21 protein-coding genes are annotated in these 17,005 nt (G+C 66.4%); 4 read left to right on the forward strand and 17 right to left on the reverse strand.

Going from position 1 to position 17,005, the window contains the following annotated elements:
- Window positions 1-18: 18 nt before the first annotated feature.
- Window positions 19-819, reverse strand: a complete 801-nt coding sequence (locus tag BMY97_RS28870) for a hypothetical protein (RefSeq protein WP_091622456.1) — start codon at window positions 817-819, stop codon at window positions 19-21.
- Between the two features lie 311 nt (window positions 820-1,130).
- Between BMY97_RS28870 and BMY97_RS28875 the strand changes: the two genes are divergently transcribed.
- Entirely contained in the window at window positions 1,131-1,730 is a 600-nt protein-coding gene (locus tag BMY97_RS28875; protein WP_091622459.1) for a cation diffusion facilitator family transporter, read from the forward strand.
- 29 nt (window positions 1,731-1,759) lie between these two features.
- Here BMY97_RS28875 and BMY97_RS28880 read toward each other — a convergent pair whose 3' ends face one another.
- Window positions 1,760-2,128, reverse strand: a complete 369-nt coding sequence (locus BMY97_RS28880) for a hypothetical protein (protein WP_091622462.1) — start codon at window positions 2,126-2,128, stop codon at window positions 1,760-1,762.
- A 147-nt stretch (window positions 2,129-2,275) separates the two neighbouring features.
- Here BMY97_RS28880 and BMY97_RS28885 point away from each other — a divergent pair, with 147 nt between their 5' ends.
- The 3 genes from BMY97_RS28885 (at window position 2,276) to BMY97_RS28895 (ending at window position 4,713) form a co-directional block, all read left to right on the forward strand.
- Window positions 2,276-2,827, forward strand: a complete 552-nt coding sequence (locus BMY97_RS28885) for a Chromate resistance protein ChrB (RefSeq protein ID WP_091622465.1) — start codon at window positions 2,276-2,278, stop codon at window positions 2,825-2,827.
- A 31-nt stretch (window positions 2,828-2,858) separates the two neighbouring features.
- Window positions 2,859-3,473 carry a phosphatase PAP2 family protein gene (locus tag BMY97_RS28890; protein ID WP_091622467.1) on the forward strand — a complete coding sequence of 205 codons (615 nt, stop codon included), beginning with the start codon at window positions 2,859-2,861 and terminating at the stop codon, window positions 3,471-3,473.
- Window positions 3,474-3,549: 76 nt separating this feature from the next.
- Entirely contained in the window at window positions 3,550-4,713 is a 1,164-nt protein-coding gene (locus tag BMY97_RS28895) for an MFS transporter (RefSeq protein WP_091622469.1), read from the forward strand.
- Window positions 4,714-4,730: 17 nt separating this feature from the next.
- Here BMY97_RS28895 and BMY97_RS47265 read toward each other — a convergent pair whose 3' ends face one another.
- The 15 genes from BMY97_RS47265 to BMY97_RS28965 form a co-directional block, all read right to left on the reverse strand.
- Entirely contained in the window at window positions 4,731-4,907 is a 177-nt protein-coding gene (locus BMY97_RS47265; RefSeq protein WP_177231593.1) for a hypothetical protein, read from the reverse strand.
- A gap of 210 nt (window positions 4,908-5,117) precedes the next feature.
- Window positions 5,118-6,323 (reverse strand): hypothetical protein, encoded by a 1,206-nt coding sequence (locus BMY97_RS28900; RefSeq protein ID WP_143086319.1) that lies wholly within the window; start codon window positions 6,321-6,323, stop codon window positions 5,118-5,120.
- A 520-nt stretch (window positions 6,324-6,843) separates the two neighbouring features.
- Window positions 6,844-8,097 carry a phosphoadenosine phosphosulfate reductase domain-containing protein gene (locus BMY97_RS28910; RefSeq protein WP_091622475.1) on the reverse strand — a complete coding sequence of 418 codons (1,254 nt, stop codon included), beginning with the start codon at window positions 8,095-8,097 and terminating at the stop codon, window positions 6,844-6,846.
- Window positions 8,098-8,216: 119 nt separating this feature from the next.
- Entirely contained in the window at window positions 8,217-8,636 is a 420-nt protein-coding gene (locus BMY97_RS28915) for a hypothetical protein (RefSeq protein WP_143086320.1), read from the reverse strand.
- A gap of 110 nt (window positions 8,637-8,746) precedes the next feature.
- Complete coding sequence (locus BMY97_RS28920) at window positions 8,747-9,130, reverse strand: hypothetical protein (RefSeq protein ID WP_091622482.1); 384 nt, start codon at window positions 9,128-9,130, stop codon at window positions 8,747-8,749.
- Window positions 9,131-9,208: 78 nt separating this feature from the next.
- Window positions 9,209-10,015, reverse strand: a complete 807-nt coding sequence (locus BMY97_RS28925; protein ID WP_143086321.1) for a hypothetical protein — start codon at window positions 10,013-10,015, stop codon at window positions 9,209-9,211.
- Window positions 10,016-10,020: 5 nt separating this feature from the next.
- Entirely contained in the window at window positions 10,021-10,578 is a 558-nt protein-coding gene (locus BMY97_RS28930; protein ID WP_091622487.1) for a hypothetical protein, read from the reverse strand.
- Window positions 10,569-11,195 (reverse strand): hypothetical protein, encoded by a 627-nt coding sequence (locus tag BMY97_RS28935; protein ID WP_091622490.1) that lies wholly within the window; start codon window positions 11,193-11,195, stop codon window positions 10,569-10,571. Before BMY97_RS28935 ends, BMY97_RS28930 begins: the two co-directional genes overlap by 10 nt.
- Before the next feature lie 145 nt (window positions 11,196-11,340).
- Entirely contained in the window at window positions 11,341-11,769 is a 429-nt protein-coding gene (locus tag BMY97_RS28940) for a hypothetical protein (RefSeq protein WP_091622494.1), read from the reverse strand.
- Between the two features lie 119 nt (window positions 11,770-11,888).
- A complete protein-coding gene (locus BMY97_RS28945) occupies window positions 11,889-12,761 on the reverse strand; it encodes a hypothetical protein (RefSeq protein WP_091622496.1) in 873 nt (290 codons plus the stop codon).
- Between the two features lie 58 nt (window positions 12,762-12,819).
- The gene (locus BMY97_RS28950; RefSeq protein ID WP_091622499.1) at window positions 12,820-13,353 is read right to left on the reverse strand and encodes a hypothetical protein; all 534 of its coding nucleotides are present in this window, start codon (window positions 13,351-13,353) and stop codon (window positions 12,820-12,822) included.
- 544 nt (window positions 13,354-13,897) lie between these two features.
- Window positions 13,898-14,167 (reverse strand): hypothetical protein, encoded by a 270-nt coding sequence (locus BMY97_RS28955; protein ID WP_218156903.1) that lies wholly within the window; start codon window positions 14,165-14,167, stop codon window positions 13,898-13,900.
- Window positions 14,168-14,541: 374 nt separating this feature from the next.
- Window positions 14,542-15,315 carry a DUF7178 family protein gene (locus BMY97_RS46250; protein ID WP_143086323.1) on the reverse strand — a complete coding sequence of 258 codons (774 nt, stop codon included), beginning with the start codon at window positions 15,313-15,315 and terminating at the stop codon, window positions 14,542-14,544.
- 55 nt (window positions 15,316-15,370) lie between these two features.
- A complete protein-coding gene (locus tag BMY97_RS28960; RefSeq protein WP_091622506.1) occupies window positions 15,371-15,658 on the reverse strand; it encodes a hypothetical protein in 288 nt (95 codons plus the stop codon).
- Between the two features lie 14 nt (window positions 15,659-15,672).
- On the reverse strand, window positions 15,673-16,068 hold the full coding sequence (locus BMY97_RS28965; protein ID WP_091622510.1) for a hypothetical protein: 396 nt from the start codon (window positions 16,066-16,068) through the stop codon (window positions 15,673-15,675).
- Window positions 16,069-17,005: the final 937 nt, after the last annotated feature.

A 17,005-nucleotide genomic window follows, 5' to 3' on the forward strand; every position in this document is an offset into this window, starting at 1 on the left:
CGGTTGGCGCTGGTCCGGCTAGGGCTCGGTGCGGTCGTGCAGCGGGATGGGCAGGCTGTGCCCGATCAGCTCGCGCCAGCGAGAATCGCTGGTGTGCAGGTGAGCACCGGAAGCCATGAACCACTTGCCGGGCGGTGCGTCTGCCGGGCGCGCGACGTAGCGGCCGTATTGGAACAGCAGGTAGACGCCCGGAGCGGCATCCGAGGGCTCGGAGATCCGAGCGAACGCGGGCAGCGCCCGCTCGTCCCCGACGCCAAGGATCGTCACGTGGCGGACGTGGGATGACAGGCCCTTGTTGGGGCAGTGGATCGGGCCGGTCAGGATCTGCGCGCGCAGTCCTTTCCGGACGACCGGGACCTCGATGACGCCGTCCCCTATTTCGGGAATCTGGTCGAGTTCCGTGATGCCCCATGGTGTCTCGGTGTAGGCATCCAGAAGCCGGTAGGCCGGGACGTAATTCGTTCCATGGCGCACGGTCGCTTTGGCCTCGGCGGGCAGCCGGGTCAGCACCGTCTCGCGCAAGCGACGCGTCCAATCGTGCGCGTCGCTGGTGTGCCAGTCGATCGTGCCGCTGGTCTGGTACTCGTAGCACTCCAGCAGGCACAGCGCGGCGATCGGATGCAGTGCACGGTCAGTCACCGTCGCGACGTAGTCCGGCGGCTTGCTGTCCTCCTGATCGACTTCGCGGTGGGGGCGGTGTTGCTGAAGCAGCATCTGGCCGACGGGGGTGAGATCGTCGAAGACGCCGATGATGCCGAATTGCAGGCCGGCGTTGACGAGTCCGTCGATGTGCGCAGGGCGTAAGTCGAACCGAGACATGGAGCTATCCCTTCAAGTAGACGGAGAATCGGTGAGTACTTCAGGCCGCTTCGCCGCGGCCTCGGCTGGCGATGAGCGCTTGCTGCACGGCGGCAGGCGGGCGCTCTTGGCGCGATGGCTGACCGACGACGAGTTCCGATTGAATGTTTGACGCCGGGTCCCTGGTGACGATGCAAGTGGTTCGAGTCAGCTTGGCGTTTGAGAGAGGTTTAAGCCGACCAGATTTGTTGCCAGGTAATGATTTCCGGTCGTGTGCTGCTCGCGAAGCTGTGGCGCTGCGTTTGTGAGCAGCGGTCGGGCAGACTGTCGTCGTGCAGAACATCGAGGACGCCGCCCGATCGCGGCTGCTGCAGCGTGGGTTCGCCCTGGAGTACGTCACCCTGGCCTGGAACGTGATTGGCATCGTCGTGCTGGCGATCACTGCGGTCACCGCGCGGTCGGTGGCGTTGGCTGGGTTCGGGCTGGACTCGTTAATTGAGATCGGTGCCTCGACGGTGGTGATCTGGGAGCTGTCGGGCACTGGCGAGGCCCGGCAGTGCCGGGCGCTGCGGCTGATCGGTATCGCCTTCGCGGGGCTGGCGGTCTACTTGCTGGTGCAGTCCACGCTGATGCTGGCCATCGGCTATCACCCGCGGCCCAGCGTCGGCGGGATCGTGTGGTCGACGCTGACCGCGGTGGTGATGTTCGTCCTGGCGTTCGGCAAGGCCCGCACCGGTGCTGCGCTAAGCAATCCGGTGCTGCGCACAGAGGGCCGTGTCACCCTGGTCGACGGCATCCTTGCCGTGGCCGTGCTGGCCGGGCTGGTGGGCAACGCCGCGGCGGGCTGGTGGTGGGCCGACCCGGTCGCCGGGTACGTCCTGGTGTTCTATGCCGCCCGCGAGGCCCGCACAATCTTCGGTGGGCAGCAGTGAGCGGGGCCTTCACGCTCATCGCGTTCGTCCTACCGCTGGGCGGGCCGGATGAACTCGCGTGCCGGAACCAGCAGCCCGGTCAGGGAGAGCACGATGAACACCACCTGGTGGATGTGGTCTTTGCCCGGCGGTAACCCGCCGACCAGGTGCGCCAGCCAGAACACCGGGTAGAACCAGAGCGCGAACCACGCCCACCGCTCGCGGCGGCGAAACGGAATCAGCGCGAGTAGCCCGCCGAACAGGCCCACCCCGATCGACGCCAGTCCGTCAGCGCGATACAGCAGGCCATCAGTGCCCATCGGTACCACCGCCACGACCACGCCGAAGGCGAGGATACTGACGCTGACCACGAGCAGGCAGATCCAGCCGACTCTCACCGATACGTCCGCGCGCCGCATCGGGAGAACCTACCGCTGATGTCACCGCCGAGCCCAGCCACGACGTTCGTGCGGTCCTGTTCCGGCGCACGTCCGTGACGTCGGCACTCACGCGCATCGGCCCGTCCCGTAACGGGCGTGCTTGTAACTGCTGCTACATTCCGAGGCGTGACCAAGCAGGATGAACGGCCGCGCTGGCTGGTGTTGGTGGTGCGGGTCCCGGCCGAGCCGTCACGGCACCGGGTAGCGGTGTGGCGTGAACTGCGCCGGGCCGGGGCACTGTCGCTGGGCCAGGGCGCCTGGGTGGTGCCGGACGCTCCGGTCTTCGCCGACGGCGTGGCGCGGGTGATCGAACTCGCGCAGCGCGGCGAGGGCGAGGTGATGGTGCTCGACGCGGCCGGGCGGGCCGAGCCGGACGCCACCCGCCTGGAGGCGCTGTTCACCGCCGAGCGGACCGAGGAGTGGACCGAGTTCCTGGCCGACTGCGGCAAGTTCGACGCCGAGATCGACAAGGAGATCCGGATCGGCAAGTTCACGATGGCCGAGCTCGAAGAGGAGGAGCAGAGCCTGGAACGGCTGCGCCGTTGGCACCGCGACATCAAGGCCCGCGACGTGTTCGGCGCCCCGGCCGCCGCTGAGGCCGAGCAGCAGCTCAAGCACTGCACCGACCGGCTGGTCGACTACACCGACCGGGTTTTCCAAGCCCTGCACCAGATGTGACCCCACCGAACACCGACAAGGACCATCGAGCATGAACCCCGACACCCAGCTGTTCCTGGACATCAACGACTTGGCCCGCGCCACCCCGTGGCTGCACGGGATCGTGTCGGCGTATGCCGCCTACGGGATCGTTGTGTTCGCCGCGCTGATGCTCGCCGCCTGGTGGGCCGCGCGGCGGCGCGCGGACACGACCATGATGGCGGCGGCGTTGTGGGCGCCGGTGGGAATGTTCGCTGCGCTGGGGGTGAACCAGCCGATCGCCGCTCTCGTCGGCGAACCCCGCCCGTACACGACGCTGCCGCACCTGCTGGTCCTGGCGCACTACAGCCACGATCCGTCGTTCCCCAGCGATCACGCGGTGATGGCCGGCGCCGTCGCAGCGGCCGTGTTCCTCGTGAACCGACGTCTGGGGCTGCTGGCCGTGCTCGCGGCGGTGGTGATGGCGTTCTCCCGCGTCTACATCGCCGCCCACTACCCCCAAGACGTCCTCGCCGGCCTCGTCGTCGGCGCCGCGGTCAGCCTGCTCGGATTCTGGCTGGTCCGTCGCCTGCTGGTCTGGCTGCTGACGCTCGCCGAACGCACCCCGCTGCGCCCACTGCTCACCACTGCGCCACGGGTCCGCACCGGCGACACCATCCCAGCCTGACCTGATGGCCCGCGCGGATTACCCGACGACGGAACGAGGACACCACGGTGAGCGCTGAACCGCCCGGGACACCACCGTGACGACCTCGCGGAGTCGGCTGTTTCCCTTGTACGCCGCCGGGTTCGTCACCGCGTTCGGTGCCCACAGCATCGCCGCGAGCCTCGGCGGATACGCCGAACGCGAACATGCCTCCCTGCTCACCCTGGGGTTGCTGCTGGCTGTCTACGACGGGGCCGAGGTGATCCTCAAACCGGTGTTCGGGTCGCTGGCCGACCGCATCGGACCCCGTCCGGTCCTGCTGGGTGGGCTACTCTCCTTCACCGTCGCGTCCGCCGCGTTCGTCGTCGCGGGGGACCCCGCGTTGGTCGGGGTGGCTCGGCTAGGGCAGGGCGCAGCCGCGGCGGCGTTCTCCCCGGCCGCCGGCACGCTCGTCGCCCGGCTCGCCCCGGCCGCACGCCACGGGCGCGCGTTCGGCGGCTACGGCGCGTGGAAAGGACTCGGCTACACCCTCGGCCCGGTCCTGGGTGGGGTGCTGATCACCCTCGGCGGCTACACCCTGCTCTTCGCCACCCTGGCCGCGCTCGCGCTCGCCGTCGCCGGGTGGGCCGCACTCGCGGTCCCCGCCGTCGCGCCGCTGCCCAAGACCCGCCAGACCGTGCTCGACCTCGTCCGCCGTCTGGCCTCCGGCAGCTTCCTGCGCCCCACCGCCGCACTCGCGGGGGCCACCGCCGCGCTGGCCGTCGGCGTCGGGTTCCTGCCCGTGGCCGGTGCCGGTTACGGGCTCGGCCCGCTGGCCACCGGAGCGGCCATATCACTGTTGGCCGCGACCGCCGCCCTGATCCAGCCCTGGGCGGGGCGTGCCCGTGACGCCGGCCGGATCCAGGACGGGACGGGTCTGGTGCTCGGCCTGGGCCTGGCCGCGACCGGCATCGCAGTCACCGCGATCGTGCCCGGCATCACCGGGATCCTCTTGGCCGCGCTGGCCATCGGCGCCGGGACCGGGCTGGTGACCCCGATCGGGTTCGCGCACCTGGCCGCCACCACACCACCCGAACGGCTCGGGCAAACCCTCGGCGCGGCCGAGGTCGGCCGCGAACTCGGCGACGCCGGTGGTCCACTCCTGGTCGGCGCCATCGCTGCTGTGAGCACCCTCGGCATCGGCATGGGCGGCCTCGCCGCGCTGCTCGCCGTCATCGCGACACTCACCGCGCTCACCACCGCAAGGACCTCCCACAGGTAGGGCCGGCAGCCGGGTTTCTAGAAAAGGTTGGGCAGGCGCCAGGCGATGGGCCGGATGCGCAGCGGCGGGGTGCCGGCGTAGGAGGCGGCGAGGTTGCCGTGGTCGGTGATCACTTGATAGCCAGCGAGCCAGACCGCGAACCACGGTTCGGTAGCCGCGCCGTGGCGGGTCGCCGCATTGGGTGCCGGCAGCATGTTCGTGTCCAGGCGCGGCAGGGACGAGCGGTAGCGATCCAGTCTCCGCCGATCATCGGGCAGGACTCGCTGGTGTAGGCGGCGCACCAGGGGTTTATCTCGACAGCGTCGTACGACGGGCGTCAAGAAGCAACCTGTGGATCGGCCGAGATCAGAAGGACCTGCGGGGCGAGGCGGTTCAATCCATCGGCGGGCGGGTTCGAGGTTCGCCTACGTGGTTGAGGGAACGAAGTTCGCCCATTCCGGGTCGCGGGCCTGGAGGTGTTCCAACACGACTTGGACGTTCTGGTGCCCGGCGAGCGCTCGGCGAACCTGGGCGCGCGTTGTCAGATCGTTGGCGGTGGCGAAGGTCAAGCACTGCTCCACGGTCTGGATGACGTCAGACTCGAATAGGCTTGCGGCCTTCGGGCTGATGACGGGTGCCTCGCTGCCGTGGACGGCCGCAGACCGGATCTTGTCGTATTGGCCGTAGATCGATTCCGGCGCTGGCCAGCCGCCGTCGACGAGGTGGCCGAGCATCGTTCGGCGGAAGGCCAACTGGTGGGACTTGAGCCCTTCGGCCGTGTCACCGAGCATGGCTTCCAGTGCGAAGAACTGGTACAGCATGGCGATCAACGGCTCGGAGGCCACCAGACTGCGGTTGATCCAATCCAGTGCCAGCTGCGCCTGCTTTATCAGACCCTTCTTCTGCGGGAGGACCGGGAGCCGGGTCACCGCTCTGCCCAAGACGCGGTCAAGCACATCGCGGTGCAGCGGCGCGGTGTAGGCGATGTCGTCGCGTTGTTGCGAACCCACCTGCTTGTCGGCGATCACGTACGTGTCGCCGAGACGGAACCGCAACTGCCGGCGGTGGTACCTGAACTCCATCTGCATACCGACCCGCAGCAATCCCAGCGCTCGCCTTGCGACCTGTCGTGCTCGGGCCTCCATCAGGCCGTAGTCAGTTCCCTGGCAGGACGTCATTAGGTACCCACCGCAGTCCGGGATGTTCGCCAGTTCGGGTACGTCCGGGACGAGTTCGTCTTCGAGGGGCAAGAGCTTCACGCCACCGAACTCCAGTCGCTCCGGCAGGTCAAGATGGAAGGTCGTGAAGACGATGGTGTGTTCCTCGACCACGCGGGCGTATTGCTCGATAAAGGCCGACACATGATTGGCGGCGCGGCGGAGACTTGCGTCGGCAACGAACCGTAGGACGGCTTTCTCTGGTTCTCCCATGTGCTCGAACCGCAGATCGCTGGCCAGCTCAGCGATGAGTTGGTCCTTCAGGTCGCAGTCGGCTCTGTCCAGCACGATGAACTTCGCGTCCTCGGTGGCCAGGTCATCCGGCAACTTCCAGGTCAGATGACGGCTGGCGTCAGGGACGGATTTCTGACGCGCCGTGTGCTGAAGCTTCTTGAGGGTCTGCTCAACCGTCACAACCGACAGCATAGGGCGCTGGTCCCTCACCGCCACTTCCAGCGCGACGGGCCGCTCACTCCATGATGTCTTCGCCTAGTTCGGCGAGCAGTTGGTTGATGCGGTTGGCCGCGGCGCCGCGGCCTCGCGGGGCCATCCGCGTTGAAGTGCGTCGTGGGCGAGTTTGCGCTCCAGAAGGAGTCGTTCTTTGAGGCGTGGCGTGTAGTCCGTGGTGGTGAGGAACTTCGAACAGGTAAGGAACAGGTCGCCTTCGCAGGGACCTTCCTCAGCAAGGCGCGGCCGATCAGGTCGCAGTCGACCGAGCCGAACAGGTACCGCCCGTCGGCCGTGCGGGGCACGACAAGCCCGCCCACGGTCGGAAGGCGCTGTAGCGACAACGGAATCGGCGGCACGACAACATCGGTTATGATCGTTCTCCTGTTCTCCTTTGGGGTGCGTGGACACGACGGTCCGTGCGCGACGCTGAATGTGGATCAAGGACCGTCGCGCGAGCCTCTCTGTCGGACTCGGCGGCCGGGCGTCACGCACCGCGCGGCCTGGTGTCGCGTACGCGCCCGTTGGTGGGGCTGTCGACGCGGAGTTCGAGCCGCACGGTTTGGTTGTGGCAGCGGTACAAGGCCCGTGGGACGAGCCAGTCGGTGTCGCGCTGGTCGTCCGGAACGAGGCCGACGGCGGTGGGCACACCGAGGTCGGCGTCGGTTTCGGTGAACAGCGTGCCGGCGCCGAGCGTGATCTCCTCACCGACCGTTGGCGTGGTGGGCGCCAGGGACCGCGCGATGTCGCCACAATGGCCGGAGCGTCGCGTCTCGACCACGACGGCAACGAGTCGTCCCGGTTGCCCGACAGGTGCGTTCCCGAAGGAGACGTAGGTGTCGCCGTCCGGGCCGGTGAGCAGGAATACGGTGCCGTAACGGTCGGTCTGACGCTCAGACCTCGGCCACCACAGTTGGCCCTGGCCAAGCTCGATCGTTTCCGTTTCCTCGGTGTGTTCCGCTGCTGCGGCTTGCTCCGCCGCGGTGATGATGTCGGCCATGGACAGGTCGTTACGGAACCGGTGCCCGATCTCGGCCTCCAGTTCGGCGTACTCGGCGGCCAGCGTCGGACGAAGTCGTGCGGCGCGCACGAGATCCGCGCGGCTGGCGAGTACGCACAGGGAGCACGACAGGCGGGTCATGCCTTGGTCGTAGGCCGGGTGGTACGGCACGCCTGAGGCCCGGATGCACTGCCACACCTGCTCTTCGGTCCAGTCGTGGATCGGCAGCCAGGTGTCGATGGTGCGTCGGCCGCTGCTGGCTGCCTCGTCACGGGTCAGGCGAGCCTTCTTCAGCCGGGCGCGGGACTCTTCGGCGCGCAGGCCCATACAGTTGAGTACGAGGGCCGGTCGGGGCAGGTCGCCGAGTTCAGCGACGAGTTGCGTGATGAGTTTCCTTGCTGGGCCTCGCTTCTGGTCCGAGGTGCAATAGCGAGCCGAGGACGACGGCCAGCGCCCGCGGCGGCGAACCTGGTCCAGCAAGAGCCCTTGCTCGCGGTGGCGTTCTTCGAAGCGGACGCCGTAATGCTCGGCCTGTTTGCGGGCGAGTTCACTGGTTCCGGGCCACTCGACGTGGCCGAGGGCGCAGTGTAGGACGGTGACGCGTTGCAGCACACCCGCGGCAGCGGCGAGGGTGCACACTTCGTGCAGCGTGGCCTGGCTGTCTTTGCCGCCGCTACTGTTGATGAGGATGACGTCGTAGGCGGCGAGATCCGGGATGGTGGCGGTTGTTGTTGCGGGCATGGGTTACCCCTTCATCACGGTGGTGGAGGGTGTCCTGAATGGACAGTTGTCTGCGCCGATCGCGCTTCGACATACAAGAATCGGGCTCGTTGTTGGCGATCTCAGCGACGCCGATACGCCTAACAGGGCGCCCAGGTGTCCGATGGCCGTTCGGTGACACTCAGACGTTGCTCGAACTCATGCCAAGACAGTCGCAATTCCGGGTCACCCTCGGGCATGACAAGCGGCTCGTGATCAATGCCGGTGCCGATCTGAGAGCCCCCGAACGCGACGACGTGGCGCTCGTGGAAGTCGACTTCTTCGGGAGCCGACAACCAGTCCAGCGCGTGGAGGTAGCACCACAGGCTGTGCGGGTCAGCAAAGCAGGACCATCCGTCCTGTTCGGGCAAGTCACCGTCGTGCATAGGGACTGAGCGGGCATGCTCGACGTCAAGAGGCACTGCGGGATGGTGGAAGCGGTAATACAGGCCGGGCCTGACCGGCAGTGGATCGAACGGCACGAAGCCGCAGGATGGTGGGACGGATTCGCTGGCAGCCATGATGTCTTGACTCCTTCGGTGCGCACGACAGCACCCCGACTCAGTTCGTCCTCCGGGATTTCGTTGGAAAGAGGTCGCTGCGCCGGGGTGCTGCGGGAGTCGACCGTCCGTTAGGTGCGGACGTGTCGGTGTAGGACGTGCGCGACGGCACTGGTGATGGTGTTTCCGTTGGTCTGCGGGGTCGAGTACTGATAGATCGGCCAGGACCAAAAGCAGTCACGACCGTCGCAGTAGATGCGGACGTGTCCGTCGCCGTTGTCCTGGAGCACCAGTGGAAGGCGATTCCGTTGCGGCTCTGGCGGCCCTGGTGTGGTGCCCAGCAGGGTGAGCCGCGAGCCGTCAGTGAAGCCGATGTCGACACCCCGCTCGGCGAGGTGCTGCACGATGTGACCGACCAGGTCTTGCGCATTGACCTTGCCGACGGCGGATCCGGGCCGCGCATCGTCTTCGAGGTAGTTGTAAACGAGATTTTCCAGCGTTTCAACCAGAATCATCGGATGAGTCCTTTCGGGACAGACGAGGTGTGGATGTTGCGCAGCCGAACAAGGTCAACACTCACCGGGCGGTTGCGGCTACTTGTATTCGCGCTGCCACCGACCTTCGACCTTGGGTGCCATCTCGTCGCGGAGGTCATCTTCGGTCCGGCCATGTTTCGCTGCCAGCGCGGTCAGAATGAGCTGCGCGTCCTCGCGGTATGCGGCGATGGTGTCCCGGTGGTGGGCGATGCTTGCTCTGGTCAGGTGCCGGGCATGGGCCAAGGCGTCGGCGTAGGTGCGACGGGCCGTGAACTCGGTGTCGATCTGCCCGTATCTTTTTGTGTGCAGGGGACTTCCGTCCGGTGCGGTGATCGCTTTCGCAGCCTTGGCCATCGCGCGTTCGACCTTCTCCTTGTCCCGCGCGAGTTGCTCGGGGGTCTTGATCCGGCTGGGCTGGTTGCGGAACTCGACCGGCGCGCTGGGATAGCACTCCGTGCACGCGGCCTCGCCGGCCTGCTCGACGATCTCGCTCTCGTCATGCCCGGAGAGCTGGGTGAGCCAGCCGAACTGGGTGGATGGGAAGCAGGTGCGGCACGCCATGGTGCGGTGGACGTGGCCGCCGGTGTTGAGGACCAGCCAGGCGCGGGTCCAGCCGCCTCGGCGTTCGAACTCCGCGTCAAGCGGACGAGCCGCTTCGTCGCACTCGCTGATGCTCTGGCGGGCCTGTTCGAGCCGAGGCCGCAACGCGACTGCTTCCTCGGTCATGTTCCATCCGACAAGGCGCTCGATACGGGTGCGGAGTCCGTCGAGCGCGTTGTGGGCCTTCGCGCGCTCGACGCCGAGCCGGGCAAGTTCCTCGTCGATCTCGGATGGGGTTGCGGTCGTGGGGTCGTTGATGGGCATGGTGTTCACCTCGGAATGGGTTCGGGCCAGGCCGCATCGGCCAGGCGGGGGCGTGGGAAGGCGTCGCCGGTGCGCCAGGCCCGGACGGCAGGCGCGAATTCGCTGGTGACGGCGCGGTCGAGGTCGCGGATGTCGATCGTGGGTCGGCCGTTGCGGCGGGCGTCGGCCCACAGGTCGAGGACCTTGGTGAGGCTGTCGGCCAGCACCGCCGTCAGGGCGGTGGGCGGGTAGTCCTCGGCGACCGCGGCCAGCAAGCCGACCATCTCCGACAGCGGCATGCCGGGCGTGGTGTAGTGGTCGAGTTGGCGGACCGGCAGCGTGATCACGTTCTCGGGTCCGGGCTGGGCGCCGGCCAGCGTCACCGTGCCGAGCTGGACGTCGGCGCGGAGTTGGAAGACGTAGACCCAGAACCCTTCGCGGGTAGTCGCGCGGGTGAGCGCCTGGCGCGGCAGGTGGCGGTCCTGCGCCACGTCGAGCGCTCTGGTGCGGTTCGCGGGCACGGTCAGCACGTCGTCCAGACGCGCCCGTGACAGGTCGAGGCGGTCGTAGAGCTTCACGAACACGAGAACTCCTTTCCTTGTGGTGGCGCGGTTTCACGCGCGGATCGGGCGAGGGCGCGGGGTGGCAGGGCAGTGGTGGTCCAGCCGTAGAGGTCGAAGACCTGGCGGGCGTGGGTGCGGCAGTAGAGGTCGAAGGCGCCGCCCTGGCCGGCGTGGGTGGCGCGGCGGTGGCAGTAGCGCGGGGGGCGGCCGTTGCCGAACTCGGTTTGCCAGGTGCACGCGCGCAGCCGGTGCACGCGGATGACGAGGCCAGGGCCGCCGTTGACGCCGGTCCAGCGGCCTCCGTCGACGTCGGTGGCGTGCCAGACGTGCCGGGTCCACATTCCGCCGGACGGGGTGTAGGTGCGCCGGCCGGTCTGGCGGGTGTCGGCCGGGTCGATGGTGGCGAGGTGTCCGCCGGGCCAGGTGGTCAGCGCGTCGCCGTGGGTGGACACGTAGGCGACGAATGCGTTCGCGCGGGTCATCGCGTCGCGCTCGTGCTCGTCTGAGCACGGGTAGCAGCTCGTGGCGTCGGTGTGCGGGTCGATCGCGCGGCCGGTCCCGATGCCGGTGAGGTCCGGCGTGGCGGGGTGGCCGCAGTCGAGGATGTCTGCGATGGCGGCAGTTGAGGAGGTGGTCATGGCGGTGTCGGTCCTTTCCGGCCGGAGGTGGAGCGGGAGAAAGCCCGTGAGGTCGCCCTGCCCAGAGGACCGGCGATCACGCCGGACCCGGAGCAAGGCGAGGGGGCGACCGTCGCGGTGGTCTCGATGGGGCGGGGTGATGTGGTCAGGCCAGCAGCCATCGGCGAGACGCGGGCGATTCCTGGCACGGGTCGAGATGGCGGGGATCGGCGCCATCTCGGGCACGGCGGGCGACCACGAACCACCAGCGCAGCAACGCCCGGACCGCGCGGACTCGGCTCGGGGCGTTCGGCAGGAAGTAGACGAGTCCCCCACCGTCGAGGAGGTGTGCACGATCGCGGTAGGCGGTGGGTGACCATCGGCCGCGAGTGCGGACGAGGCCACCGATGACGCTGACGGGCTGAGGAATGCCGTAGAACTCGGCGGCGCGTTCATCGATCGTGACGATGTGGACGGTGTGGCCACCGGTCGCGTCCACGATCTGTGTCAGGGTCGCCATGCCGTCGCGGGAATCTCGTCCGTTGACCCACAGCGTCACGACGGCCGTGGTGTGGGTGTTCGCGGTGTCGGTCATGGCAAGTCGTCTCCTTCGGGACGTGATCAACGCGTCGGTGGATTGGGCGGGTGCCGGCCGGCGCGCAGCCGACACCCGCCGTGGGAACTCGTGCGTGGGGCGGATCCGGTGATCACCTGTCAGCGGTACTGGCCGGTAACCTGGACGAGGTGGGCCATGTCGACCACCGGGCCGGCCCAGTAGCGGATATGGGCGGGTTCGTTGCCGATTCCCCAGACGTAGAGCCGGAAATCGGGGTCACTCGGGCAGGTCCACACGGAGGTGTTACCGGTGCCGTTGGGCGTGCGGACTCCGAATTCGTCGCACCGGTCGATGTCGATCGAGGACCATGGACCGGCCCGGAGGTGTGCGAACACCCGGACGTACGGGGCGTCGAACGGCACGTTGTGCGCTTCCTGCCGTGCCGTGACCCACTCGGCCAGCGCCGAAGCGGACAGCGACTGGGCGGAGGTGATCACGGCGCGCATGGCGTCGACGCTGGTGAGCCGGCCGTGGTCGCTGCTGTCCCCGTAGGCCACGGTGGTCGGTCCGGTGAACCACAATGTGATCCACTGCGGGCCTCGGTGCCAGCCGCGGGCGTAGCCCCGACGTTCGCCCATCTCGCTGATCGGGATCGGCGGCAACGTGCCGTCCAGACCCCGGTCAGGGCGAGGCGTCCACTTGTGCGCGCGGAGATCGTCGTCCACGGTCGGGTACAGCATGTCCGTGGTGCGTGCGCCCGCGTAGCCGTGCGCCGACCTGCTCAGGCTCTCCGCCAAGCCGCTCATCCGGCCGGTGACGTTGCGCAAACCGTGTATCGGCATGGGTTTCGTGCTCAGGGCGTCGTCGGCCAGGTCGGCAACCTGGCACCGGAGTTCCCCCGCGAGCTTGGCCAGCTCGGCGAGGCTGGCGGCCTGCACGCGGTTGATCGCTTCGAAGGAATCGGCGCGTGCGCGTTCCCGTTCGAGCTCCGCGCGCAGCGTGTCGACGGTGGTCGGGCGGTCGTCGGTCATGGTGGTACTCGCTTTCGTCGGTCGGTAAGGGCGAATTCCGGAGGTGACGAAACGGCGCTCAGTGTTCGGCGAGCACGCGGTCAAGCTCGTGAAGGAAGTAGTCGACGTCGGTGTTCGGGCGCATGGCGTCGCTGGTCGGTGTCGAGTCGAAGTCGTCGACGTAGTCGGTGTGGTCGCATTCGCAGCAGTCCGGCGCGGTGGCCGGGAACAAATCGCTCGCGACATTGAGATAGGAGGTTTCGAGCGCGCGGTCACGGAATGTGGGTGCGGTGTAGGTGGCGATCCTGGTCACGACGCGGGCGGCCGGAAATCGGGCGAATAGCTCGTCCAGCACGTCGTAGTGCGTGTGCCAGCACGCGGAAATGGTGCGGCGCCTGCCCTTCGGGCCGTTGCCCTTGCCGAACGCGGACGCGCTTCCCTTGGCGCCCGGTCCGGTCGTGTCGTGCGCGCGGAGGGTGAACGTTGCGCGAGGGCCGGCGCCGTTGGCACGGTCCTCCCCCGTGCGGACGGTGATGTTTCCGTCGTACAGAGCGTCGGACACGTCGCGTACGACGCGGTGAACATCGGTGAAAGACACGCCGTACACGAACATGGTGGGACTCCTTTGCTCATTCGAGACGTGGGGTTGTTTGCGTGCGCGCGGATGAGTCGAACAGTCCGCAACGGTGATCCGTTGCAACCATTGCGCGCTGTCAGAGCTGCGCGGCGCCCGTGAAGACGGGCGCCGAAATCGCGGCTGGCCACTAGGAATTTTCGATTGCGCCTGATTGGTGCTGTCAGACTCGCGAGTCGACGCGTCGCACGGCGGCGCCGCATTTCGCGGCAACGTAGTCCGCTGCATCTGCCAGTGTCGAAAAGCGGTATCGGTATGCCGATAGCGGCACGGGTGCACATGCCCCGTCGGTCGATTCAATGCGCCACCGTCCGCGCGGTGCGCGTTCGCAGGCGACGAACGCGCACCCGTCATGTGTGAAAGCAGTCGCGCTATCGGTGTCTTGTTCGCCGTAGGTGTCGTCACTCATGATCCAGCCGTCCTACGCGTACTGAAAATGGAGGTCGATAACGTTGTCGTCCCGTTTCGTGGTTGGCATATTGACTCCCTGCTAGTTGGCCAGAATTGACGTGTCGGGTTGGTCTCACGCCCAGCGGGGCTGAAATTCGTCCGGTAGTCCGTCGAAAGTCCACGCGCCGAAGATGCGCTCGTGGCCGGAGCGCACGCGGACGTGCGCACGCGGGATGCAATGCGACGGGGTGACGGTGGTGTGTTCGCCACGGCGATAGCCGGGACGCTCCGCCGTGACCAGCACCTTGATGTGTCCCCACGTTGCGTAGCCGGTCACTTTCGCCGGTATCAGGCCCAAGAAACAGTCAATGAAAACGAGGTCACCGGGTCGAATTTCAGTCATTCGGACGTGGCTGGTTTGAGCTACGCTCATTTCTCAGTCCTCATTTGTGCGCGTTTAGGTATTTGGCTGACCGGGTGGCGCCAATCGACCGGGTGTGACTGGTTACCAGTCGCCGAAGGTGCAGACGGGCCCGCATTTGCCCGTAGCGTGGGGTCCGTCCGGTGCGAAATGCGCGCGGCGCGCGAGCCGGTCTTGCTGCTCGTCTCGTGCGCGGTCGGTCCTGCTGCGCATTCCTGCCCATTCGACGGGTGCGGCACCGGCGAGTAGCTGATCACAGCGGGGGCATCCGGGCGTCTTGCGCCCGAAGACGGGTCCGCCGCACGTGTGTTTCAAGACGGTTTCCATGGTTGCGCCTTTCTCGGTGAGGCCAGTCATTAGGCAGCCGTCTGGTAGCCGGTGCCGGGGCACGTCGCCAGTTCGGGAAAGTGGTTGGTTCGGAAGATTTGCCAGGCTTGTTCTGAATTTGCACGTGCCCGGTTGCGACCCTTGTCAAGGCGGCTGGGGCCGCGCTGCTGTTCGGCTTGCTGGTTCAGCCGTTGGCGGACAAGCCACGTCACGGCTTGCACCTGATGTGCCGAAACCCGCTCACCAGAGATTCCGGAGATCATTTCCGCGGCACGGTGATACTGACTCACCACGTGGTCGTAGTGCCGGCGACTGATCGAACCGTCACGACGCTTGAACCCTTTGAGGGGCGCCGAGTCGTACTCGTCTGAACTGAGTGCGCGACCATTCGCGACAGACAGCGCGTGCCGATCGATGACGACGCGCGGGTCTTCGGGATCTTTGTCTCCGCCGTGCTCAATCAGGTGCGCGAAATCGCGAATCTTCGGACCGGCGAGAATATCTTCATATCGTTCGCCGGACAGCAACCGATCGGCCGCGTGTTTCTGCGAAGTGGACGCGAATATGCCGGATCCCGGTCCGCCAATCCCCTGCCACTCGCGGAGCACGCGAGCGGCATTGAGAATGTTTCCAATCCATCCTTGCTGTGGCGAGTAGATCGCGAGCATTCCGGCGCCGAGATGGGCGTCACCGTTAGCGATGACCGTTGCCACGTGGTGCGCGTCGACATACCAGCGCATGCCCTGGGCTATTTCGTCGGGCGTGGCCTGTTCCCAGTGCCACACGATGTTTTCGTGGCTCACGGGGTGAGCCTGGAACCATGGGTGATCACTGGGGGTGAGCATTGCGATCAGATCCTTACGTGTGATTCACGCTCACCGGCGAGTCGTCCCACAAGCGGAACCATTCCGCTACGGCGGTACGCTCGCCGGCCGTTCGTACGTATTTGTCGAGCGCGAGCAATTCGCGCCGCACTTCTCCGACGTCCAGACTCTGCAATTCGCGCGAGATCTCGTCTCGGGCGTGGTCAAGGTCAATCGCGCCCGATGAGGCCAGGGAATACAGCGCGGATGACATACCGCCGTGCCAATCGGACGCGATACGTCGCGCTTGTCCGTCGCTGATCATTACGATGACTGCGCTCACTATTCCCCTTCGATTCACGCGGCAACCGCGACCGGAACGGATGCCATGACGGAAAAGTCGAAAATCGCGACCTGCGCCGTCTCTCGCGCGAGCGTCATTGCTTCGGACAAGTCGGCAGTGACGACGGAAACGTCCAGGTAGACACGGCCGGAGTCAGGGTCACACCAACCCCCGAGAACGCGACCGGGCAGCGTGAGAGCGCCTTTTGCACGTGCGATGTATTCGTGAAGGTCATTGCTGGTGACGTGACCGTCGAAAATGTGTTCGTGTTCCGGGTGTACAGCTACCGCGTAGCCGGTACGGACGTCTGAACCGTCGCTAGGGTCGACAGAAAATCCGCCGTCCGGAACGGACAGAGCGTCCGTCATGGCGCTAATCCGGGCGGACCAATCGATCAGAGTCATAGTCATGGCGGTACTCCGTTTCGTGTGCGAAAAGTGTTTGACGGGCAGCGATTCAGGCCAGTTGTGAGCTGATATGAAAACGCGCAACCCTCACCGTTATGAGATCTCCGCAAAGGGGACACATCCTGTATCCGGGCAATACGGCACTACTCGCACAGTGAGGGTTGCGCGTCTCGATAGCACATTCCCTGAATCTTTGATCTCTGTTGTGATAAGCCGTTATGTCTAGTGCGCAATGCAGGGAACCATGCCCGTACGGGTTTAGCGTGCTATGGGCAGGCGAGAGCGACGCTCTCAAGCCAGAGAAACCCAATGTCGGCAACCGCCTAATACAACCCCGAACGCCCACGCATTGTGACGTTTTTCGGTGCTAGACCACCATTGACTTATCTTGGGGACACACCTATGGCAGGCATGCCATTTATGCGCGCTTCTCCGCTTTATAGCAAGAGCTTTACGTAGTGAAGCTGCAAGCGCAGTTACTACACATTCCAGACTAGAAATGTGCGTTTGGCTACGCGTCGTTCTTCACGCTGCTCTGCACGGATTCGCTGCTGTCCGCACGGCCCAAGCCGCTGCCCGCGCTATGCGGGACTTATGGTTGTTGTCGTTAGGAAAGACACCGTGGTGATCGACTCGCAGGGCTCCGTGCCCCGGTCCTCGTCGCCTCCTCGGTGACTGTCCTGCTGACATGTCTATTAGACACCTAAGTAGGACAGTCTGCAAGAGGGTGCCCTTTGTCGTGACCTCGCCGTTATCTGATCTTGGATCCGTGCAGCTCAACCGGCATGTGCGCGCGAGGGTGACGCGTTGTGTGCCACTTGGAAGAACGGCATAGGACGTCAACAACCGGCACGGCGGAGCCCAGCGGCACGGCCGGCGACCGGCACGGCGGAGCCCAGCGGCACGGCCGGCGACCGGCACGGCGGAGCCCAGCGGCACG

Origin of the sequence: Amycolatopsis saalfeldensis (genome assembly GCF_900110575.1) — a bacterium.
In the GTDB taxonomy this organism is placed as follows: Bacteria; Actinomycetota; Actinomycetes; order Mycobacteriales; family Pseudonocardiaceae; genus Amycolatopsis; species Amycolatopsis saalfeldensis.